At 63.3% G+C, this 21,313-nt stretch carries 15 protein-coding genes; 10 read left to right on the top strand and 5 right to left on the bottom strand.

The features are described from left to right. Nucleotides 1–15 precede the first annotated feature (15 nt). Together BANT918_RS11425 and BANT918_RS11420 are read right to left on the bottom strand one after the other, a co-directional pair. Nucleotides 16–3,237, bottom strand: a complete 3,222-nt coding sequence (locus BANT918_RS11425) for an ATP-dependent helicase (protein ID WP_101620350.1) — start codon at nucleotides 3,235–3,237, stop codon at nucleotides 16–18. Then, nucleotides 3,237–6,515, bottom strand: coding sequence for a PD-(D/E)XK nuclease family protein (locus BANT918_RS11420; RefSeq protein WP_101620349.1), 3,279 nt, complete (start codon nucleotides 6,513–6,515; stop codon nucleotides 3,237–3,239). Before BANT918_RS11420 ends, BANT918_RS11425 begins: the two co-directional genes overlap by 1 nt. 97 nt (nucleotides 6,516–6,612) lie before the next feature. On the opposite strand from BANT918_RS11420, the gene BANT918_RS11415 reads away from it, so the two are divergent. Both BANT918_RS11415 and BANT918_RS11410 read left to right on the top strand, forming a co-directional pair. After that, nucleotides 6,613–7,206 carry a TetR/AcrR family transcriptional regulator gene (locus BANT918_RS11415; RefSeq protein WP_233429325.1) on the top strand — a complete coding sequence of 198 codons (594 nt, stop codon included), beginning with the start codon at nucleotides 6,613–6,615 and terminating at the stop codon, nucleotides 7,204–7,206. A gap of 90 nt (nucleotides 7,207–7,296) precedes the next feature. Next, nucleotides 7,297–7,518, top strand: coding sequence for a DUF3107 domain-containing protein (locus BANT918_RS11410; RefSeq protein ID WP_101620348.1), 222 nt, complete (start codon nucleotides 7,297–7,299; stop codon nucleotides 7,516–7,518). Nucleotides 7,519–7,644: 126 nt separating this feature from the next. On the opposite strand, the gene BANT918_RS11405 is transcribed toward BANT918_RS11410, so the two are convergent. Beyond that, nucleotides 7,645–8,277: a ferritin-like fold-containing protein gene (locus BANT918_RS11405; protein WP_101620347.1), complete on the bottom strand. Its 633-nt coding sequence runs from the start codon at nucleotides 8,275–8,277 to the stop codon at nucleotides 7,645–7,647. Between the two features lie 61 nt (nucleotides 8,278–8,338). Between BANT918_RS11405 and BANT918_RS11400 the strand changes: the two genes are divergently transcribed. Both BANT918_RS11400 and BANT918_RS11395 read left to right on the top strand, forming a co-directional pair. Next, entirely contained in the window at nucleotides 8,339–9,808 is a 1,470-nt protein-coding gene (locus BANT918_RS11400) for a DEAD/DEAH box helicase (protein ID WP_101620346.1), read from the top strand. Between the two features lie 261 nt (nucleotides 9,809–10,069). Next, nucleotides 10,070–11,050: an acyltransferase gene (locus tag BANT918_RS11395; RefSeq protein ID WP_101620345.1), complete on the top strand. Its 981-nt coding sequence runs from the start codon at nucleotides 10,070–10,072 to the stop codon at nucleotides 11,048–11,050. A 33-nt stretch (nucleotides 11,051–11,083) separates the two neighbouring features. Here the strand turns inward: BANT918_RS11395 and BANT918_RS11390 are convergent, their stop codons facing one another. Further along, nucleotides 11,084–11,941: a PHP domain-containing protein gene (locus tag BANT918_RS11390; protein ID WP_101620344.1), complete on the bottom strand. Its 858-nt coding sequence runs from the start codon at nucleotides 11,939–11,941 to the stop codon at nucleotides 11,084–11,086. Nucleotides 11,942–12,020: 79 nt separating this feature from the next. Between BANT918_RS11390 and BANT918_RS11385 the strand changes: the two genes are divergently transcribed. Continuing rightward, nucleotides 12,021–13,535 carry an aminopeptidase P family protein gene (locus BANT918_RS11385; protein ID WP_101620343.1) on the top strand — a complete coding sequence of 505 codons (1,515 nt, stop codon included), beginning with the start codon at nucleotides 12,021–12,023 and terminating at the stop codon, nucleotides 13,533–13,535. Between the two features lie 2 nt (nucleotides 13,536–13,537). Beyond that, nucleotides 13,538–14,608: a P1 family peptidase gene (locus tag BANT918_RS11380; RefSeq protein WP_233430456.1), complete on the top strand. Its 1,071-nt coding sequence runs from the start codon at nucleotides 13,538–13,540 to the stop codon at nucleotides 14,606–14,608. A gap of 147 nt (nucleotides 14,609–14,755) precedes the next feature. Here the strand turns inward: BANT918_RS11380 and BANT918_RS11375 are convergent, their stop codons facing one another. Then, complete coding sequence (locus BANT918_RS11375; protein WP_101620341.1) at nucleotides 14,756–16,687, bottom strand: calcineurin-like phosphoesterase C-terminal domain-containing protein; 1,932 nt, start codon at nucleotides 16,685–16,687, stop codon at nucleotides 14,756–14,758. A gap of 192 nt (nucleotides 16,688–16,879) precedes the next feature. On the opposite strand from BANT918_RS11375, the gene BANT918_RS11370 reads away from it, so the two are divergent. Genes BANT918_RS11370 through BANT918_RS11355 form a run of 4 tightly spaced genes read left to right on the top strand, consistent with a single transcriptional unit; the run spans nucleotide 16,880 to nucleotide 21,304 of the window. Next, nucleotides 16,880–18,154 carry a magnesium transporter MgtE N-terminal domain-containing protein gene (locus BANT918_RS11370; RefSeq protein ID WP_101620340.1) on the top strand — a complete coding sequence of 425 codons (1,275 nt, stop codon included), beginning with the start codon at nucleotides 16,880–16,882 and terminating at the stop codon, nucleotides 18,152–18,154. A gap of 2 nt (nucleotides 18,155–18,156) precedes the next feature. Continuing rightward, nucleotides 18,157–18,690, top strand: coding sequence for a DUF1003 domain-containing protein (locus tag BANT918_RS11365; RefSeq protein WP_101620339.1), 534 nt, complete (start codon nucleotides 18,157–18,159; stop codon nucleotides 18,688–18,690). A gap of 41 nt (nucleotides 18,691–18,731) precedes the next feature. Then, the gene (locus tag BANT918_RS11360; RefSeq protein ID WP_101620338.1) at nucleotides 18,732–19,856 is read left to right on the top strand and encodes an Mrp/NBP35 family ATP-binding protein; all 1,125 of its coding nucleotides are present in this window, start codon (nucleotides 18,732–18,734) and stop codon (nucleotides 19,854–19,856) included. Nucleotides 19,857–19,861: 5 nt separating this feature from the next. Next, nucleotides 19,862–21,304 (top strand): polysaccharide deacetylase family protein, encoded by a 1,443-nt coding sequence (locus BANT918_RS11355; RefSeq protein ID WP_101620337.1) that lies wholly within the window; start codon nucleotides 19,862–19,864, stop codon nucleotides 21,302–21,304. Nucleotides 21,305–21,313: the final 9 nt, after the last annotated feature.

The raw sequence follows: 21,313 nt of genomic DNA, 5'->3' as shown, positions 1-21,313 counted from the left end.
ATTCTGAACTGGGAATCAGATCTTTCTCTCCGCTCGGACCACTTCACCGCCCCATGTGCTGTCATTGGCCTCCAACCACGTGATGATCTCTGCTTCCTCCGGCAGCGCAGTGAACCTCACGATGTCGTCGCTGCCAACGAAGTAGAAGGTTCCCGTCACTTTGGTGATCTCGGGGTGTACCCGCTGGATGGCGAAGCGGTAGAGAGCCAGCTGCCATTTCATCACCTCAAGCGTCTTCTCCTCTGGCTGTTTCGAGGTCTTCCAATCGACGACTTCAGCGTGATCGCCGGTGATGAAGACCGCATCGATCTTGCCGGGAACTCTGAACCGCCCGAGGACGAGTTCGAATGACATCTCGATGTGGTCGGCGTGCCTGCTCGCGAACTCGGAGCCGATGAACGTCTGCTGCAGACGTTCGATCGTCGTTCTGTCGATGGCCTGGGCCTGCTGTTCGTCATCAATGTCGATGCTCGCCTGCCCAAAATGCTGCTCGACCCAGGAGTGGAAAGTGGTCCCGATCTCTGCGGCTCGGCTCGGCGGATTCGGAATGGGGCGCAGTGTCTGGGTGATGAATTGCTGTGGGTCTCTGCGCCACGAAACAAGAGCTGTCGCCGATAGCCGATCCGGGACGTTTCCGGTGTTGCCTGTGCCTGGGCGTCTGCTGATCCGCAGTGCCTGTCGGGCGTACTCGCCCACGAGGCCCGGCTTCTGCACCAGCTCTTCAAGGCCCGCTGGCGCAGCGGAGCTGACCCATTCAGCCGCCTGTCGAGCCGTGGACACACGATCTGTTCGCGGTACGGGCCAGATGCTAGTCTCGACACGGTCCTCAGCGGACTCCTCGGCAGGTTCAGGCATATCGACATCGCGTTCCAGCACCTCGATCGCCTCGGTCAGGAACGGGGATGGCTCGTCGGGGTTGGCTCTGGCTCCCATCAGCTCCGCACCCAACCACAGGTAGTGCTTGGCGCGGGTGAACGCTACGTAGGCAAGGCGCCGTTCTTCTTCCTCATGTGCCTCGGCGATCGCTGGTTTGATGAATTCGCTGACCCATTCGTCGAGTGCCTTCTTTGTGTCGAAGTCGGCGGTGCGAAGATCATAGTCAACCAGATGTGCACGATCGCCCCGCAGCGGGTACGGCAGAGCTGTTCTCTCCATCCACCCTTCTTTGTCCCGCGGTTCCGTCGGGAAGTCCTTGACCACCAGCGACGGCACAGCGACCGCGTCGAACTCCAGTCCCTTCGAGGCGTGGACCGTCATGATGTCGATCGCGTCGGAGGCCGAATTCGGCTCGGCCACGCTCAATGCGTCCTTCGCCTCCATCAGGGTCAGCCACTCGAGGAAACCCGGAACCGACGGCTGGTCGTCGGTTGCCGAGTACTGGCTGGCTGCGGACAGGAAGGAGTCGATCGCTGAGCGGTGAAGGTTGCGCAGCGAATCGCTCAGCCCCCAGATGTCGGAGTCCACTCCGGTTTTGGTCATCGCGGTACGGATGATCGAAGCGATGGTCCCAGAACCGGAACGGACATATCGCAGAGCCCGTGCCAACCTCACCAGTCGGTCAAGCGCCATCGAGCTCAGGCCCGAATTCCGGAAGTTATCCACCATAGTCTGTGCGCCAGCGATGTTTGCCGACCCTGCGAGTGCGTCGGAGAGGTCGACGAGTTCGTCAAGGCCCTCGACGATCGTCGGGTGGTCGATGGCCTCGGGCACGACTCCGGTACCGTCAGGGCTCTCTCCCCTGAACTCGGTCAGTCTCGAATCGTTCTGCTTCCGGGTGAACGCCTGCAGAGCGGCGATGTCTGTGGCGCCGAGGCCCAGCAGACGTCCGCTGATCAGCCGCATCAGACTGTCCCCGGCCATCGGGTCAACGGCTGCAGTGAGCACTGCTCGCAGATCAGCGACGTAGGGGTCACTCAGGAGACCCGATGAGCCATGCACGTGAACGGCGTAGCCCGCAGTCTCCAGCGCCGCGGCAACCGGCGCGAAATGGGCACGTTTGCGGCACAGGACTGCGGTCGATGACCCTGTGGGAAGAGTGGCGACCCATTCTGTCAGTGACCTGAGTCCGACAGTGAGGAAGTCCGGATCATGTGCTCCCGAGCTGATGTCGATGGCCACGCGACCATCTCCTGCGCCTGCGCGAGCCGACAGCGGCTTTTCCTGGCTCCCGGCCAATCCGTCCGCTGTCCGGTTGGCGACCGTCAGAATTGTGTGGTCGTTGCGCCAACTGGTGCTCAGCGTCAGCGCCGACACGTTGTCGAAGTCCGCGGAGAAGCGGATCATGTTGTCGGCACTGGCGCCGCGCCAACCGTAGATGGCCTGCCTGGGGTCGCCCACAGCTGTCACCGCTGTGGATCGGAACAGATCGCGCAGCAGTTTCAGCTGAGCAACCGACGTGTCCTGGAACTCATCGAGGAGAACGATTGACCACCGCTGCTGTTCCGCACTGCGGGCGGCCGGCACTTCGTCGAGGATGCGCTGGGCGAAGCGAACCTGGTCCGAGAAGTCCATGGACAAGTTGCGACGTTTGGCGCTCATGTATGCGTCGGCCAGTTTCGCTGTCTTGATCTTGGCTTCGAGCCTGGCGCGCCGACCGTTGGGATCCACGGGCTTGCCCTTGCTTGAGACCAATGCCTGCAGGCACTGGTCAAGATAGTCCGTGACCTCGTCGACGTCGCGACCGTGGTCATTCATCGCTGCTGCCAGCGAAATGATGTCTGTGATCATCGTCTCTCGTGCGAAGTCGCCGGGGATCTCCTCTGTTGAGGTTGAGTCGATGATCGAGCCGGCGATCGTATGAGCAGCGGCGTCATCAAGCAGCACTGTCTCGGGTTCGATGCCGATGCTGACTCCGTGCTCGCTGACGATCGAAGCCGCATAGGAGTTATAGGTCGAGACCGTGGGATTGTCGAGACCAGGAAGGCTCGTGTCGGCGCCCAGTCCTAGGCTGTGTCGCAGACGGGCCAAAAGCACCCTGATCCGACCGCCCAGTTCGCCTACGGCCTTCCGAGTGAAGGTGAGCCCCAAGATCTCCTCAGGCGCGACGAAGCCATTGGCCACGAGCCACACGACCCGCTGGGAGATCACCGTCGTCTTGCCTGAGCCGGCGCCGGCAGTGACCTTCATCGACTGCTGAGGGTCGGCTTCGATGATAATGCGCTGCTCTTCGCTCGGCGGGAATGCCTGGGCAGGGTCGGCGGCAGTCAGGCGGGCCAGTTGTTCTGCGGTGAAGCGCATCAGGACTCTTCCAAGGTCTGTGGCCCGATTGCCGGGCAGGAGGTGCGGACAGGACAGCTCAGACACTTCTGAGGTTCGACTCGGGCTGGAAACTCGGCGGCTCGCATGCCATCGGAGACAACGTTGATGAGGTCTCGGGCCCACCCCGGATCTTCATCGATCTCAAGCGCGGACTGCTCTCTCGTCGTCTGTTTGGAATTCCGCAGAAACACGAGTTCGGCTCCATACGCTTTGGCGTCGATGATCTGGTCTTCGCCGATGGTGATGGTCCCGGAATTGATCGCCTCCTGATAGACGCCGAGCTGTGCGTGACGGGGCATCTCCTGACCTTTGACGACGTTCTTTCCGGTTTTGAAGTCGACGATCCGAATGCCGTCGTGTGTTTGTTCGAGCCGATCGACGCGCCCGGTGACCTTCCACTCCTGGCCTTTGTCATCGACCCCGGTGGCATACACCTGGGCTTCGACACCGAGGGGTTCGCCAGGCGCGGTCTTGATGTATTCGCCGAGGCGGTCAGCCATCTTCATCGCCAAGGTGTGTTCGCGATCCCGCTCCCACTCCGCGTCGAATTCGAGCGTCGTGAATTCCGTGTCGACGTATTCGCGGATTGCCGAGGTCGGGCCCGTTGGGAAGTTCTCCGCCGCTGCGTGGATGATCGTTCCCAGGCTCTGCGCCATAGAGCTTGGTCTATCTCCTCCATTGCGGGTGAGGAACCACCGCAGTGAGCAGTCGGTGAAGGTCTCGACTTGGGACGGAGACACTCTTACCGTGTCTTCGGAGGTGAAGAGAGGCTCGGAGGAGGTGATGTCTTCGGTTTCGCGCCACTGTTCGGGTGGTTCGACCGTGGTGCTGGTGGCAGTCAGTGCCGCCATCAGCTGAGCCCAGTCCTGCACATTCTCCAGATCCTCTACGGGCGTTTTCTGTCCCGGGTCCGCGGCAGCCCTCAGCAGCCGTGCACGAGTGTGTGCGGCCATCTCCGCAAGAGACAGCGGCAGAAGTTCGTCCTCGTGAGTGATCGCGTAACTGTCTGCATCCTCAGTGCCCTTCGCTGTTCGCGCCGCGATCACGTCGAAGAAGGGCGAGGGATTGCTCTCGGCATCAGAGATTGCGGTGACGATGACGTGTTCTTCGGCGCGGGTCAGCGCCGTATAGAAGAGTTCGCCCTCTTCGCGCAGATTCTTCCGTTTGGCGTGGGAGTGGTAACCCGGGTCACCACTCGCGGTCTCACCGGTTGCCAGCACAGCGCTGAGATCGTCGAGTCCGAGGATGCCGCCACGGATCTTCGGGTTGGGCCATACCCCTTCGTTCACCTCGGCGATGATGACGAGCGGCACTCGCAGATGTGCCAGGGATGACGGTGTGCCGACCTGCACGTGGTCGTCGGTCCCGGCCCTTGCAGCCAGGGAATCCTGCGCAATATCCTGCTCTGCCACGATCCCGGCGAACGAGCGCGCTGTGAATCCTCCACGATCGGAGATCTTCTGTGCCAAGGTGAACAGCCGCAGCACCGAGTCCAGGTGCGAATTGGCCACGGACTCCGGGTCGCGAAGCGCCTCTGACTGCCACTTCTCCGCGACGCCCGAGGCCTCCCAGATCATCCACAGTGCCTGGTGCGGGTCGACCGACCGCACCTCGGCCGCTGCTCGCAGCATCCGTGAGATCGTGGTCAGTCCCGTCGGGGATGAGCCGTCGACATCGCTGCGCAGCGCCTGTGCCAGGGAGGTCGAACTGTTCGGTGCCGGAAACTTCTTCCTCACCACGCGCTTGAATCGTCTGATCTGCACCGGGTCGAGGCGGACATAGACGCTTCCGGCTAAGGCCAGAGCCTGTGCAGCTATCGATTCGTCGTCAGCGAAGTCCGGGGTGCGTGAGAGCAGCTCGAGCAGCGGCGCGGTAGCCGGGTCGATGCTGAGAGGCTGCATGATATTCGCGGTCGCCACGCCTGAAGCACTCAGCTCGTTCGCGACGACTCGGGCTGTCGACGTGTTCCGACACAGCACGGCCACGTCCGACCACGCATGTCCGTCTTCGACGAAGTTCGTCACTCTCCGCGCCAGGTACCGATAGCTCGAAGCGGCTCCCTCGAACACGTGGGTCTCCACCGTCTCAGGCACGTGACGCACGGACGTGAAGACAGAGTCGTCTGCTGCCTGGGCGGCGGCCTCGTCGGAAACATCAGCGACAGCCGAGCTGTCGTCTGAGATGTCTGGCCCACTGCTGAGGCGCGGCATATGGTGCAGGCCCCACCGTGTGGTGATGCGGCGACCGAAGTCATCGCTGACGTCGAGGATGTCGGATCCCGTGCTCTTCACCTCGGGCAGGACCACGGTTGTGAAACTGTCATCGGCAGCACTGCGATCAATGATCGAGGCATCCGCTCCGTGGAAGCGTCCGGTCACGGTCTCTGGACTGCCGAACAGCGCCAGAGCACTCCCGCGCTCACGCAGCTGCTCAAGCAGACCCCAGCTCGCGGCGGGGAAGTCCTGAACTCCATCGGCAAGGACAACTGCGGGCACCACATCGGGAGCGAAGGTCCAGGCTCGGCCCGCGGTCACCTCGGCGGGTTCACGCAGAACTTCGAACGCTGCTCGCGCCAGGACAGTCGCAGAGTCGGTTCCTCCATAGCCGGGCATGCTCATGATGTCGAGGTATTCGTCGAGAACCTGGGCCACAGCTTCCCACCGCGGATCATGATGCCGCTCAAGCGCACGATCGAGAACACTGCGTCCGAAATCGAACACGAACTCGGGAGCCCGATCGGGTCCACCGCCGGCGGCCGGAGCAGGAACCCGCACACCGAAGTCGAACTCCATGACTCGGTTCAGGAAGTCACGGACCTCGGTCCGAAACGCCGAGGTCGATCGCACCTCCGCTGTGATCTCGGCCGGCCAGACAGGCCCACGGCCGTGGCCGAGCTCGTGGCCGGCCAGGAGATCGGCGAGGAACACGTCCTGATCGGCGCCCGAGATGAACTCGAGGTCATCGCCGGTCTGCGTCGTGTGAGCTGCGCGCGCAATTCCGTAGGCGAACGATGAGATGCTTCGCGCCGGCGCAGACGCCAGCACGGCGTCTTTGGGTACGGCGAGGCGATTGCGCAGCACGTCGGCATGATCACGATTGGGCGTGAGAACCAGCACCGCTGCGGGACTGACAGCGGACATCAGCTGCGCGTAAACGGATTCGAGCATCGTTGTCTTGCCCGTCCCAGGGCGACCGACGACCGTCACTGACTTCCCCGCGAGCAGTTTCGTGCCGATACCCTCAGTCACTTCATCCATACTCGTATTTCATCATGAGCCACGGACATGAGGTCGACGCGGCCGACATCGACCGCGTTGGCGGGCCTTGGACTTGGTTTTCGCGTAGCATGATGGGATGTCGAGTCCGCAACAGAGATTGCCCCGTGAACAGCGCCGTGACCAGTTGGTGGGGGTGGCACGTTCTGTCTTTGCGACTCGCGGATACCGGACCACCTCAATGGACACGATCGCCGAGGCGGCTGGAGTCTCAAAGCCTGTCCTCTACCAACACTTCGCATCGAAACAAGATCTCTACCTCGCACTCATCGACGATTCCGCAGCGCACCTTGAGTCGACTCTCGATGCCGCGATCGGATCAACCTTTGATCCGCATGAAAAGGTCCGTGCCACCTATCGTTCCTACTTCGAGTTCGTTGTCTCCCACCGTGAGGAGTTCGTCATCCTCTTCAACTCCGATGTCTACGAACCGCAGGCGCAGGAGCGAATCCGCAACCTGCGAGATCGGTCTGCCTCACGTGTCATGACGGCGCTGAAGAGCTACACCGGTCTCGATGACATCCAGGCCCGAATGCTGTGCCGGACTCTCATCGGCACTGCCGAGGTCGTCGTCAAACAGCTCGAGACGACGCCGCAGATCGACGTTGACACCGCTGTCAGCCTGCTCACACAGATGAGTTGGGGCGGGCTCCAGTCCTTCACCACGAAGTGACCGGGAGCTCTGACCTGACCGGGAAGAAAACACGGCCTCGCTGACGTTATGCTGAGGACGAATCACACCACGACCCGTACAAGGAGCACAATGGAAATCAAGATCGGCGTCAAGCAGTCACCGCGCGAAATCGTCATGGAATCCGACGAGACCCCGAAGGATCTGGCCGCGCGCCTCGAAGAATCCGTCAAGGCCGAATCGCTGCTGTCCTTCACAGACCTGAAGGGACGCCAGGTATTCGTCCCGGCTTCCGCTCTGGCCTATGTCGAGATCGGCACGGAAGCTGCCCGTCGCGTCGGGTTCGGTGCCTGAACGGATGCCTGCGCCCAGCATCGTGTCAGGATGAGCGCCGCATCTCGGTGAATTCCCCGTGAATAGGTTGGGGGCCCGGTTTCTCACCGGGCCCCCAACCTATTCAAATACCGAATTCGGGCAGTCTCAGGCCACGAGTCCCAGGGCTGACATCCGCTTCGAGTGGTTGGCTGTCACTGCCGGAATCGATGCCACTACCAGCTCCTCATCGATGCCGAGAAAGGGGTCGGTGAGAAGGCTGCGCGCGCGACCCAGTGTTTCGGCCACCAGCTTCCGTCCCCACAGCGCCAGACGCGAGGCCAGCTGAGTATCGGCAGCGACGTCGAGTGTCAGGCGATTGCGCACATAATCGGTCGCACGTGTATCATCGAGAATTGTAATTGCCAGGCTGTATTCGGGCTCGCTGAGCTCATCCACGGCCGTGCGGTAGAAGTCATTCATGATTCCGTCGAAGACGAATCCCTTCATGAGACTTTCGTGCCAGTCACGAGGACGAGTCCGTTCAGCCAGCACGGTGAAGGTCGGCTCGAAATGCTGACAGAGCTCGACCGCGTCCTGGCCCAATCGACTGATGTGCTGCGAGAGCTCTTCGAAGTTCGCAAAGGACAGAGAGGCCAGCCGCGCCAAAGTGACTTTATCGTCCATGTGCACAGCGGTGGTCGCATTGGTGGCCATTCGTTCGAAAGCGGTCAGCTCGCCGAACGCCAGAAGTGCGAGCGTAGCAGCATTATTACCGGCCAATGGGGCAGAATCGGGCATAACTCAAGAGTACCGGTTCACGACCATCACGAGCGCGAAGGCGCTAAAAGGAGTTTGAAACATGGCGGAGACAGAACCAGATTTCGCTGAACTTGGAGTCGCTGGACCGATCGTAGCCTCATTGGCTGCCAAGGGCATCACACATCCCTTCCCGATCCAGGCGATGACGCTGCCGGTGGCACTGTCCGGAGCCGACATCATCGGACAGGCGAAGACCGGAACTGGCAAGACGCTGGGCTTCGGCATTCCTCTCCTGCAGCGTGTCGTCGGCAAGAATGAAGATGGTGCTGCCCCAGCAGATCCCGAGAACACACCGGAGATCGGCAGTGACAGCGCCGAGACACGCCTCCCCCAGGCTCTGGTCGTCGTGCCCACCCGTGAGCTGGCCAAGCAGGTCGCCGCCGATCTCGTGACCGCTTCCACACAGCGTGACATCGACATCATGACGATCTACGGCGGCATGGATTTCGACCCGCAGATCAAGCAGCTCAAGTCGGGTGTCGATGTAGTCGTCGGCACTCCCGGTCGTCTCCTCGACCTCTACGGGCGCAAGGTCCTCAGATTGCACAAGGCCCGCACGGTCGTCCTCGACGAGGCCGACGAAATGCTCGACCTCGGGTTCCTGCCCGACGTCGAGAAGATCATCAACGCTGTGCCCGCACACCGTCAGACCATGCTCTTCTCTGCCACCATGCCCGGCGCGGTCATCACCCTGGCCCGGCGCTACATGAGTCGCCCCACGCATATTCGCGCTCACGACAACGAAGATCTGTCGCTGTTGGGCAAGAACACGGCGCAGTTCGTCTATCGTGCCCACTCGATGGACAAGAGCGAACTCGTCGCCCGCATGCTGCAGGCCGAGGGACGTGGACGCACCATCATCTTCACCCGGACCAAACGGACCGCAGACAAGCTCGCCGCGGAACTCGGCGACCGGGGCTTCCAAGTCAAACCGTTGCACGGCGACCTCGGTCAGGTACAGCGTGAGAAGGCCTTGAAGTCCTTCCGTGACGGTCAGGTCGACGTGCTCGTCGCCACCGATGTCGCGGCACGCGGAATCGACATCGACGATGTCACCCACGTCGTGAACTACCAGTGCCCAGACGATGAGAAGACCTACGTCCACCGCATCGGCCGCACAGGCCGCGCTGGCAATACGGGCATCGCAGTAACCCTTGTCGACTGGGACGACATGCCTCGCTGGCGACTGATCAACAAGGCCCTCGGACTCGACCACGATGAACCCGCCGAGACCTACTCGACGTCGTCGCACTTCTTCGCCGACCTCTCCATTCCGAAGGGAACGAAGGGCCGTCTGCGCAGGCAGCAGACCGAAGGCTCTGAGGACCACGCAGGTCCCAAGAAATCGGAACAGCGCCGAGGCAGTTCCTCTGGCCACCGCGGATCTTCTGCCGGTGACGAAGGGACGAAGAAGCCACGACGCAACCGCGAACGTCGACGCACCCGTGGCGGCAAGCCTGTGGGACGCACCTCCAGTGCCCCCAGCGACGGCCAGACCTCCGCGGAATAGGAGTCACAGCCAGAACCAGTCACATCCGAACAGCGGCCCCGACCACAGCGGTCGGGGCCGCTCGTTCATCTTGCGTTCAATTCATGCCCAGACAATGGTGGAACCCATGTCGTCAAGCATGAACGAGAGTGAGTTTTGTTCGGTTCACACCGGCCGGACGCGGAGTCCGTCGAAACAGCACCACCGGATGGAATCCGCCCACCGATACGGTCTCAAGAGTCTCCTCTCGCCTCCCGGGGCCACCGCGATGACGTCGACGTCATGCGCGTCCTGGCTGGACTGACCGTGATGGTCGGCCACTCCGGCGGAGTCCTCATCGGACGCGGTGAGGAGGCGGACAACAATCATGCCTGGCTGTTGGGTCACCTCGCCGAGGCGGTCAATCCGTGGGCGGTCCCGATGTTCTTCATGATCGCCGGTTGGGCAACCCTCGTGGGTGCGCCTCCACGGTCAGGGGCGAAGGTCTGGAACCGCATCATCCGTCACCTCGTGCCGTTGTTCGCGTGGTCGATCATCTTCATCCTCGGCTTCAATCTCTTCAACACCGACAGTGTCGACGTTCGCCACGATCTGGTCCGAACCTTCCTCGAGGCTGGCCGGCCTGCGTTCCATCTCTGGTACCTCTACGCTTATATCCCTCTCACCCTCGTCTTCGGAACTCTCGTGCTGTTCTGGCGCGGGCAGCGGCCGTGGAAGCTTGCTGCCCTGGCCGTCGTCCTGGCCTGTTCGAGTGTCTGGGCTCCGTTTGTGCTCGAGCAGCTCGGTTCCACCCAGAGCGCATGGAAGTGGGGCTTTGCGACCTACCAGGTGGTGTACTTCTGCATGGGCGCATTCTTCATCCACTATGCGAAGGATCTGCGTCCGCCGATGTGGGCGCTCGTACTCGCCTTCGGAGTCTGCGCACTCGGAGTCTTCTGGTGGGAATCGAACTACTCGTACCCGATTGCCAATGCGAATCCGCTCATCGTCGGGTTGGCGATCAGCGTCATCCTCATCATCTCCCGCATCGAGCTGGGCGAAGGCACGAAACGTTTCTTCACAAAGCTGGCTGCGGCCTCATTCGGCGCATTCCTCGTGCATGTGTTCTTCCTCGAACTCTTCTTCAGCCACCTCTTCGTCATCGAAGCCTCGCCTCTGCTGCTGGTCGTGCAGTATCTGGGTTACCTCGGGCTGACCGCGGCCCTGTCCTACGCACTCAGCATGGCGTGGGGGAAGCTGCGCCTGCGCAGGATTCTCGGCTGAAGCCGGCAACCAGCAGCCGGCAGCGGCCAAGTCTCAGCTCTGAATGAAGTCGACTCCCCCGGGACGGGAGTTGGCACGGTCGAGGAGCTTGGCGAACATGTGGTCCGTCGTCGCGTGTTCGCCCAGCCGGTTGGGCTTTCCGGTGCCGTGGTAGTCACTTGACCCGGTGATGATGAGGTCGTGGTCGTTGGCGAGCCTGCGCATGACCTCACGTTCCTTCGGCGGGTTGTCACGATGGTCGACTTCAAGACCGTCGAGACCGGCTGCGATGAACTCGGCCATCGCCGTATCGGGGACGACCAGGCCGCGCATCGCGGCGCGCGGGTGGGCGAAGACGGAGACTCCCCCGGCCTCTCGGATCAGTGAGATGGCCGTGATGGGATCGATCGTCGGCAGGCTGACATGGTATTTGCCGTGACTGGACAGGATCGAGGCGAAGGCTTCGGTGCGCGACTCCACGAGGCCTGCGGCAACCAGAGCATCGGCGATATGGGGTCGACCAATCGTCGCATCTTCACCGGAGACCGCGAGGACCGCATCCATGTCGATGGGATAGTCCTCCGCGAGACGGTCGATGATGAGGTGTGTGCGGTCAAGACGGGCACGTCGCGTCTCCTCGACCACCGCGGCCAAGCCGGTGTCGTAGGGGTCGTGGAGGTAGGACAGCAGGTGCACGCTGATTCCCTCGTGCCGACACGAGATCTCCATTCCCCGGACCAGACCCAGGCCGTAGACCCTGGCGGCAGCTTCCGCTGGCGCCCACCCGGCGGTGGTGTCATGGTCCGTGACGCCGAGTACGTCGATGCCTTCCATCGACGCTTCGGATATGAGTTCGGACGGGGTTTGAGTCCCGTCCGAGAAAGCAGTGTGCACATGGAGATCAATGACCATGTGCCCAGTCTATCCGCAGTCACCGGCGATGATCGTACTCGTCCCAGCAAGGTCTGCAGACAGTGCCTAGAATGGACGTATGACAGCCCACAATGAAGACAGCACTGAGAAGACCCAGGCCCTTGACGATCGCGTCAACAACCGTTCCCATCGCCCCAATTCGCAGGCATTCCGTGATTTCGTTGCCGAGGGATGGGACCGCACGCCGCTCGACGCCCAGGCTCTGGCCGCAGCCGGATTCACTCCCGCACGTCGGGCGAAGGTCTCCGCGGCCTTCCCCGGTGAACGACTCGTCATCCCGGCCGGCGGCCACAAGGTCCGGTCCAACGACACCGACTACCGCTTCCGTGCCCACTCGGCATTCATCCATCTGACCGGCCTCGAAGCCGATTCCGAGCCGGATGCCGTCCTCGTCTTCGAACCCGAGAACGACACCCACAGCGTGACCCTGTACTTCCGTCCCCGCGCGGGTTCGGACACCGTCGAGTTCTTCTCCGATTCCCGGTACGGCGAATACTGGGTCGGGCCCCGCGCCGACCTCGAGGCGATGTCGACGATGACGGGCATCGCCACCGAGAGCTCCGCAACAGTTGACGATGCGATCACAAAGGACCTCGGTGCGATCTCCCTCCGACTGGTCCGCCAAGCCGATGTCCGCATCGACTCGGTCATCGATGTCGCCCGCACCCAGGTGCAGGCCGATCTCGAGATCTCGGAGGCCGGCGATGTCGAACTGGCCCAGCTGCTGTCCGAGCTGCGACTGATCAAGGACGAGCACGAGGTCGAAGCTCTGCGTGAAGCCGTTGCCATCACCCGTTCCGGCTTCGACAACGTCGTCGCCGCTCTGCCCACCGCGGTCGCTCATCGTCGCGGTGAACGCGTCATCGAGACCGCCTTCGAAACAGCTGCCCGAACTGATGGCAACGGCATCGGCTACGACACGATCGCGGCCGCCGGCAACCACGCCTGCACCCTGCACTGGATCCGCAATGACGGTGCGGTCCGGGCCGGGGACCTCGTCCTCGTCGATGCCGGGGCAGAGGCTGATTCCCTCTACACCGCCGACATCACCCGCACGCTCCCGGTCTCGGGAACCTTCACCGAGGTCCAGGCGAAGATCTACGACGCTGTCCTCGATGCCTCGGACGCGGCCTTCGCCGTCGCCGCTGACCATGTCAACCGTGAGGTGAAGTTCCGCGAGATCCACGAAGCGGCGATGGAAGTCATCGCCACCCGCCTCGAAGAATTCGGCATCCTGCCGGTCTCTGCAGCCCAGTCGCTGTCGCCGGAAGGCCAACATCACCGACGCTGGATGGTGCACGGAACCAGCCACCACCTGGGACTCGACGTCCACGACTGCGCTCAGGCTCGGGCAGAGATGTATCTCGATGCGGTGCTGCAACCCGGCATGGTCTTCACGATCGAGCCCGGCCTGTACTTCAAGACCGATGACCTGCTCCTGCCTGAGGAATTCCGCGGCAACGGTGTGCGCATCGAAGACGACGTCCTCGTCACTTCCGACGGTGTCGAAAACCTCTCGGCAGGCTTTCCGCGCGCCCGCGCCGATGTCGAGGCCTGGGTCCAGGGACGATGAGCATGGGCCCGATCCGGGGTCGGGGAATCCTGGAGATCCCGGGAATCGCTGTGGGCCACGCCGGTCAGTTCGCCCCGGATCGGCTGACCGGGGTCACTGCCGTCCTGCCTCCACCGGGTGCGCAGGTCGGCGTCGACGTCCGCGGCGGCGGGCCGGCCACCCATGAGACCGACGTCATCGCCCCCGGCACCCATTCCTATGGTGCCGATGCGATCGTCCTCACCGGCGGCTCGGCCCTGGGGCTGGCGTCGGTGAGCGGTGTCGTTCGCACCCTCGCCGAGGCAGGCCGTGGATTCCCCGCCCCGGGCCTTGCCGACACGGTCATTCCCCTCGTCCCGGCTGCCGCGATCTTCGACCTCGGACGAGGCGATGGCTCGGCACGTCCGCCCACGGACGTCGACGGAGCGATGGCGGCCCGTGCGGCCCTTCGCTCCACCCACGATGGGGCAGAGGCCTCCGCAGTCAGGGGCAGCCTCGGCGCGGGTCTTGGTGCTCGGTCGGGAATGCAGAGCATGCGCAGCTCATTGGGCTCGGTCTCGATCCGTCTGCCCAGCGGCTACACCGTAGCTGCGCTTGTGGTGGCCAACCCGCTCGGGACGATCGGGACTTCCGATGGCACGCTGTGGGCTCACCCACTCCTGGGCTCCTATGGGTTCGATCTGCCGAAGATCGGGCATCTGCCCGCGGCTCCCGTATCCACGGCGGAGGCCACCTCGGCGAAGAACACGACCATTGCCATCGTCGCCACGAACGCGGCGTTGGATCCTGCACAGGTCACACGCATGGCCTCTGGTGCCCATGCCGGCATTGCCCGGGCGATCCGCCCCTCACACACGCTCTTCGACGGCGACACGGTCTTCGGCATCGCCACAGGTGATGTGGGCCTGCCTGAAGACTTCGCGGCCTCGACACTCGACCAAGTCTCGATCACCGCCGCGGCCGCGGATGCCCTGAGCTTGGCGATCATCGACGCTCACGTCGCTGCCGCACCTGTGGAGGATTCGTGGGGTCAGCCGCCGACGCTCAGCGATGTCGCCCCCGAGTTTGCAGAGGCCTTCGCCGCGCTGGCCTGAGCAGATCACACCGGCCTGTCCGGATCACAGCTGCGGCCCGGACCGCCGAGCGCAGGCAGAGACTGGGGCGGGCGCCGACATCACTGATGCCGGCGCCCGCCCCGTCCTGTGCGAATCTGATTCGACAGCCTCGCTCAGGGGAATCGATCAGTTCGAGTCAGCCTTACGAGCCTCATCGGAATCGAGCCCCTTGCGCTCGTCTTCGGTGATCTTCGTCTCCTGTGCAGAGCTGAACCCGTCCTTCGCCAGCTGCCTCTTCGAGGTCTGAGCCGCTGCGGCCTCGTCCTCGACGACGGTGAAGCGGATAGTTTCCCTGTATTCACGACCGTAGCGGTCGATGCCGGTCACCTCGGCGCTGTGCGTGCCCAGGTCGAGGTCGGACGGGATCTCTGCACGCCACAGGTGCGAGCTGGTCTGACCGACGCTTCCCGATGTGCGCAGGTTCTGCGAAGTCGTGTACGGATCGGAGTATTCCCATCCCTTGGCCAGCGACTCGCCACGGCCGGGCTGGGTGTGCTCGGCAACAGCGTTCGCCTTGCCGTCGAAGCTCATCTCGACCCGTGCGTCCGAGGTGCCGGCCAGGAAGCTCGAGGTCAGCCACGTATCGCCCTGCTTGAGATCATCGCGGGTGACAACGCGCTCGGACATCGCCTCTGGCTCGTCACCTGCCTTGTTCTCGTCCTGCCAGTCCTGGGTCTGCTGCGCCCAGTCGCGCCATCCGGGTGAGTTCACGCCCAGCAGCATCTGGTGGTCATCGGATTCGTTGCGGACAGTGTAACGCTCACTGCGGTCAGCGCCGTCGAACTCGAGGGTGAGAATGCCGGGTTCCGATCCGTCCCGGGTGAAGGAATAGGGAAGTCCGTCGGCGTTGAGCCCGCCTGAGTACCAGTCACCGGAGACCGCGCCGGCGACGATCTGGGTGTGGGAGAGGGTGTCGATGCCCTCGGCCGCCCACTCCTCACGCTGCTCGCCGGCGATGAGGTTCTCCTGCGTGTGCGTGTGACCGCCGATCGTCACCGCGTTCGGGTAGTCGGCGATGACATCGTAGAGGTTGGCTGCATCGTCGACGACGACCTGCTGGTGGGTGACGATCGGCGCGTGCGTGGCGATGACCACGTGGGCGGTCTTCGGCACATTCTTCAGATCGTTGCCCAGCCATTCGAGTTGTTCCTCGCCGATCTTCTCCTTGTACTTCTTCGTCGACTGGTTACCCGAGTACTCGATGCTGTCGAGGACGACGAAGTGCGTCTTGCCGACGTCGTAGGAGAAGTGGTCGGGCCCGAACTGGGCACGGAAGGTGTCGAGTGCGTGTGCATCGTCCGGGGAGTCGTAGTCCTGGTCGTGGTTGCCGGGGGCCGCCCTGACAGGCCCGTTCATGGTCGAGTAGATGTCGCGGAGTTCGTCGTTGAGGCTGAGGTCGTCGCCGACATTGTCGCCGAGCAGGAGGACCCCGCAGCCCTGGTAGTCGTCACGATCGGCAAGGTCGCCAACGGCGCCGTCGCGGGCGTAGCCCATTTCGGTCGTGTCATAGGCCTGCGTATCGGCGGCGATCGCGCAGTCCTGCTTCGCCGAGGCGGTCGACTCCGACTCGATCATCGGGAAGTTCACGGCCCTCGGAGTCTCCCCCGTGGGCTCGATCCCGCCGTATTCGAAGTCCCCGGGGGACCCTTCCGGCAGATGGTTGTAGCTGAATTGGGCGAAGTTGTCGGAGTCGACCGGGACCTGCCAGCCCGACGGCTGGGTGATGGAGACAGTCATATTGTCACGAACGGACAGCTCGTAGTTGCCTTCTCCGTCGGTCTGCACGACGTCGACGCCGTTGGTGACGGCGACACCGGGAATCCCGGTTTCGTCTCCGTCGAGCCTGGAGTTCTCGTTGACGTCGTCGAATACCTGACCCCGCAGCGTCTCTGAGTCAGCGGCCTGGGCGCGGTCCACCTGCACGTGGCCTGCATAGAGTTCAGCAGGGGCCTCGACTGCCAAAGCGGAGCTTGCGCTCACCACCGGCGCCATCAGGGCGAGAGCGGCCCAGGCGCTGAGTCCCGTCGCCGCATTTGGACGAAGTCGTCTTTCGGACATACGTGGGTCTCCTATTTTGAGTAGTGGGACGATCTGCCGAGAAGAGACCCTAGGGAGGCTGAGAGAATCCTCAATGACTGAGGCAAGGCCGCTTGATGAACGGCAGGTGATGGGTGCATGCCACCTGCCGGCAGCCAGTGGTCCGGCCGCGTTTCGCGCACACGACGGCGATGACCCCGTAGGCTTGAGAGCATGAGTGGTCCACCGAAAAGAGTCTTCGTCGCGCGCCTCATCGCCGTCCCGGTCTTCGACCCTCTGGGAGACCAGGTTGGACGCGTTCGGGACGCCGTCATCGTCTACCGGGCAACCATGCGGCAATTTCCCCGCGTCATCGGCCTTGTCGTCGAGGTTCCGGGCCGACGACGCGTCTTCGTGCCGATGGGCCGGGTGACATCAATCGATTCCGGTCAGGTCATCACCACCGGACTGGTGAACATGCGGCGCTTCGAACAGCGTCGCTCGGAGACGCTGGTCGTCAACGACCTCCTCGACCGTCGCCTGCGATTGCGCGAGGACGACTCCCCCATCCAGATCGAAGATGTCGGCATCGAACAGCAGGTGAACAAGGACTGGGAAGTGACTCGCCTCTTCGTCCGCCGAGTACAAGAGCGCAGTGCGTTCTCAGCCTTCCGTCGCCGCGGTGAGACGATGCAGGTCTCCTGGACCGACACCGAGCACCCGGCCGACTCCGACGTCGATCAGGAGGCCACACAGCTCATCGCGGCCTATCAGGACACGAAGCCGGCCGATCTCGCAGACGTCCTGTTCGAGATGAGTCCAGAGCGCCGTCTTCAGGTCGCCCGTGCCCTCGACGACGAACGGTTGGCCGATGTCATCGAGGAACTGCCCGATGAGACGCAGGTCGAGCTCCTCTCCGCCCTCGACACACAGCGCGCGGTGACCGTCCTTGAGGAGATGGAACCCGATGACGCGGCAGACCTCCTCGGCGAGCTCAGCGATGAGCAGGCCGAACGGTTCCTCACCCTCATGGAGCCCGATGACGCCGAGGATGTGCGTACCCTGCTGTCCTACGACGAGGACACCGCCGGTGGGCTGATGACGACAGAACCGGTCATCCTGACCCCGGAGACCACCGTCGCCGAAGCGCTGGCCCATGTCCGACGGGAGGATCTTCCCGCGGCCCTGGCGGCAGCGGTCTTCGTCTGCCGACAGCCCATCGAGACTCCGACGGGCAAGTATTTGGGCATCGTCCACATTCAGGAGATGCTGCGCCATCCTCCACACGAAGCCGTCGGCATCATGCTCGACACGGAGGTCGAACCGCTGCCAGCGGACTCGCCTCTCGGCGAGGTGACCAAGCTGCTGGCGGCGTACAATCTGGTGTCGGTGCCGATCACCGACGAGAACGACCACCTCATCGGAGTGGTCACCGTCGATGACGTCCTCGACGAGCTGCTGCCTGACGACTGGCGTGTCACCGGTCGCGATGATCATAGGAGGGGATAGCTGTGGCTGCTGACGATTTCGACGTACCCCGTTCGAGCAAACGCAGACTCCCCAACATCGCAATGTCCCCGGAGACCTTCGGACGTGGCGCCGAGGGATTCGCCCGGTTCATGGGCACTCCCGCGTTCCTCGTGGGAATGACCGTGTTCTGCGCCGTCTGGCTTGTGTGGAACACACTCCTGCCGGAATCCTGGCAGTTCGATCCCCGGTCGTTGAATTTCACGCTCCTGACTCTCATCCTGTCCCTGCAGGCCTCCTACGCTGCGCCGCTGATCCTGTTGGCGGAGAACCGCAGCACCGACCGTGACCGCGTCGAGTTCGAACACGACAGGCAGCGGGCCGAACGAAATCTCGCCGACACCGAGTACCTGGCTCGTGAGGTCGCGGCACTGCGGATCGCGATGCGTGAAGTGGCCACACGCGATTTCATCCGCTCCGAGCTCAGGGACCTGCTCAAGGAGCTCGACGAAGATGCGAAGGGACCCGTCAGCAATCCTGTCCGAAGTGACCGGGACAACGACGAACAGGTAGGCTGAAGACCCCGCGAAGACTGAACGGGACGAGAAAGGACGTGAACATGGGTGGCCCATCCGAGGACGCAGTTCGGGAAGCTCTGACAGGCGTCATCGACCCGGAGATCCGCCGCAGCATCGTCGAACTCGACATGGTCGAGTCGATCAGCATTGACGGCGGGAACGTCACCGTCACCGTTCTGCTGACCATCTCCGGCTGTCCCCTCAAAGACACGATCACGAAGGACACGACGGCTGCGGTGTCGAAGGTCGAGGGTGTCACCGATGTATCGGTGATCCTCGGCACCATGACTCCCGAGCAGCGCACCGCGATGCGCGAGAAGCTCCAGGGCAGCGGCACCAGCCGCGAGGTCCCATTCAACAAGCCCGACTCCCTGACGAAGGTCTATGCCATCGCTTCAGGCAAGGGCGGTGTGGGCAAATCCTCGATCACCGCGAACCTTGCCGTGTCCCTGGCCCAGGACGGACTGCGCGTGGGCGTCGTCGACGCCGACATCTACGGCTTCTCGATACCGGGGATGCTCGGACTCTCGGGCAAACCGACACGTGTCGATGACATGATCATCCCGCAGGTCGCCCATGACGTGAAGGTCATGAGCATCGGCATGTTCGTGCCGCCGAATCAGGCTGTCGTGTGGCGCGGACCGATGCTCCATCGCGCCCTCCAACAGTTCCTCACCGATGTCTTCTGGGGCGATCTCGACGTGCTCCTCCTCGACCTGCCTCCGGGCACCGGTGACATTGCGATCTCCGTGGCGCAGCTGCTGCCTGAGTCGGAGCTCCTTGTCGTCACGACACCTCAGCAGGCTGCCGCACAGGTCGCCGAACGCGCCGGCTCGATCGCCACGCAGACCGATCAGCGACTGGCCGGTGTGATTGAGAATATGTCCTGGATGGAGATGCCTGATGGCACCCGAATGGAGGTCTTCGGCTCCGGAGGCGGTGCCCAGGTGGCCGCGAACCTGTCCGAGACGATCGGCTCCCAGGTCGACCTGCTGGCCCAGGTGCCCCTCGATACGCAGGTCCGGGAAGGGTCGGACTCCGGAACTCCTGTGGTTCTGGGACAGCCCGACTCCCCCGCCGCCCGCGAATTCGCCTCCCTCGCCTCGACACTGGCTCGTCGCTCACGTGGTCTGTCCGGCAGGTCTCTGGGCCTCAGCCCAGTCTGATCCGCTTGATCCCGCGCCTGACACATCTGCGCCGCACTCTCGCACTGCTCGCCGTCTGCTCCGTGCTGGCTCTCACCGCCGGTTGCGTCGTGGTCGGCCCTTCCCGGGACAGCCCCGCTCGCACCGGTCCGGAACGAACCGACCGCGCACCCGACGAGGGGAACGAGGTCACGGCCGAGAAGAACCTCGACATCCTGAGGAAGTCCATCAGCAGCTATGCGATCGTCGACGCCGAACGGGATCCGAGACTGAATATCCACCTCTTCGGACTGCCTGGTGCCCACTCCCTGAACGCGGCGACAGAGACAGCACTCCTAAAGACCATCAGATCGGCTGGGGGCTTCGGCAGCCATCAGGCCTTCTCCCCCGTGGCGACTCCTCCCTCCCACCGCTGGGAGCCCACGGCATTCGATAGCCCCACGACCGCCTCGAGCAACGACGACGGCGGTGGCGATGGCAGTGCAGGTGCTGCGGATGTGAACGTCAGCAATCGCATCATCGCTGCCGGCGGGAGCTTCCTCATCTCGTCGCTGACGAGGCATTCCCCGACGACGAAGACCTGGGCAGTGCTCACGGACCTCGCCCACGACACGACAGTCCAAGCCCAGGAGATGTTCACTTCGGAAATCGACCCTGCCGAGGTGGCCGCCGACGAATTCGGTGAACTGACCATCGACGGCGAGCCGGTTGCCCCCTCGGATCTCACGCCGCAGGGCGCCAGCGTCGCCGAAGCCCTGCACACCCCACTCGCACTGCCGGAGGGCGCCGATGTCCGGGACCCGGACTATTCGTGCGCGCTGCTGCCCTGCGTGGCCCTGACCTACGACGACGGGCCCGGGGAACCTGACGTCGAGGACAGGCTGCTCATGGAGGCGGAATCGGCGCAGGTCCGGCTCACCTATTTCCTCGTGGGCAGGCGGGTCGCCGCTGACCCCGGGACAGTGAAGAGGATCTCTGCAGCAGGACACGAGGTCGCCAACCACACGTACTCCCACCCTCGGCTCAACCGGACGGATTCCGACACTGTGAAGGCCGAGGTCAAGAGGACCGACAAGATACTGGAAATGGCGGTGTCGAAAGCGCCGCCGCTCGTGCGACCGCCCTTCGGCGCACTCGACAAGTCGGCCGCTTCCGCACTCGATCGACCGGCGATCATCTGGGATGTCGACACCGGTGACTGGAAGCACAAGGACTCCGATCGGACCATCGCCGCGGTCAGAGACAATGCAGAACCGGGATCCATCGTCCTCATGCACTCGATCCATCCGACAACGGTGAATGCGGCACCGGGGGTCTTCAGGACAGTCGCGGACGAGGGCCTCTACCCGGTCACTGTCAGTCAGCTGTTCGAAGGGATCGAATTCGAGAAGGGCGGCTCGTACTTCTGCCGCGGCTACGGTGACGAACTGTGCTCGACCCCCGAACATCCCACGGTGCACAAGGACTGATCGAATGGT

The organism is Brevibacterium antiquum CNRZ 918 (genome assembly GCF_900169145.1).
In the GTDB taxonomy this organism is placed as follows: Bacteria; Actinomycetota; Actinomycetes; order Actinomycetales; family Brevibacteriaceae; genus Brevibacterium; species Brevibacterium koreense.
Note: the sequence above shows the minus strand (reverse complement) of the source record. Positions and strands in the feature narration are given on the sequence as shown.

Excerpts from the sequence above, each read along its gene's own strand:
- BANT918_RS11415 (WP_233429325.1), top strand. The coding sequence starts at position 6,613 with ATGTCGAGTCCGCAACAGAGATTGCCCCGTGAACAGCGCCGTGACCAG.
- BANT918_RS11390 (WP_101620344.1), bottom strand. The coding sequence starts at position 11,941 with ATGGTCATTGATCTCCATGTGCACACTGCTTTCTCGGACGGGACTCAA.
- BANT918_RS11380 (WP_233430456.1), top strand. The coding sequence starts at position 13,538 with ATGGGCCCGATCCGGGGTCGGGGAATCCTGGAGATCCCGGGAATCGCT.
- BANT918_RS11420 (WP_101620349.1), bottom strand. The coding sequence starts at position 6,515 with ATGGATGAAGTGACTGAGGGTATCGGCACGAAACTGCTCGCGGGGAAG.
- BANT918_RS11360 (WP_101620338.1), top strand. The coding sequence starts at position 18,732 with ATGGGTGGCCCATCCGAGGACGCAGTTCGGGAAGCTCTGACAGGCGTC.
- BANT918_RS11405 (WP_101620347.1), bottom strand. The coding sequence starts at position 8,277 with ATGCCCGATTCTGCCCCATTGGCCGGTAATAATGCTGCTACGCTCGCA.
- BANT918_RS11395 (WP_101620345.1), top strand. The coding sequence starts at position 10,070 with ATGCGCGTCCTGGCTGGACTGACCGTGATGGTCGGCCACTCCGGCGGA.
- BANT918_RS11400 (WP_101620346.1), top strand. The coding sequence starts at position 8,339 with ATGGCGGAGACAGAACCAGATTTCGCTGAACTTGGAGTCGCTGGACCG.
- BANT918_RS11375 (WP_101620341.1), bottom strand. The coding sequence starts at position 16,687 with ATGTCCGAAAGACGACTTCGTCCAAATGCGGCGACGGGACTCAGCGCC.
- BANT918_RS11425 (WP_101620350.1), bottom strand. The coding sequence starts at position 3,237 with ATGCGCTTCACCGCAGAACAACTGGCCCGCCTGACTGCCGCCGACCCT.
- BANT918_RS11410 (WP_101620348.1), top strand. The coding sequence starts at position 7,297 with ATGGAAATCAAGATCGGCGTCAAGCAGTCACCGCGCGAAATCGTCATG.
- BANT918_RS11385 (WP_101620343.1), top strand. The coding sequence starts at position 12,021 with ATGACAGCCCACAATGAAGACAGCACTGAGAAGACCCAGGCCCTTGAC.
- BANT918_RS11370 (WP_101620340.1), top strand. The coding sequence starts at position 16,880 with ATGAGTGGTCCACCGAAAAGAGTCTTCGTCGCGCGCCTCATCGCCGTC.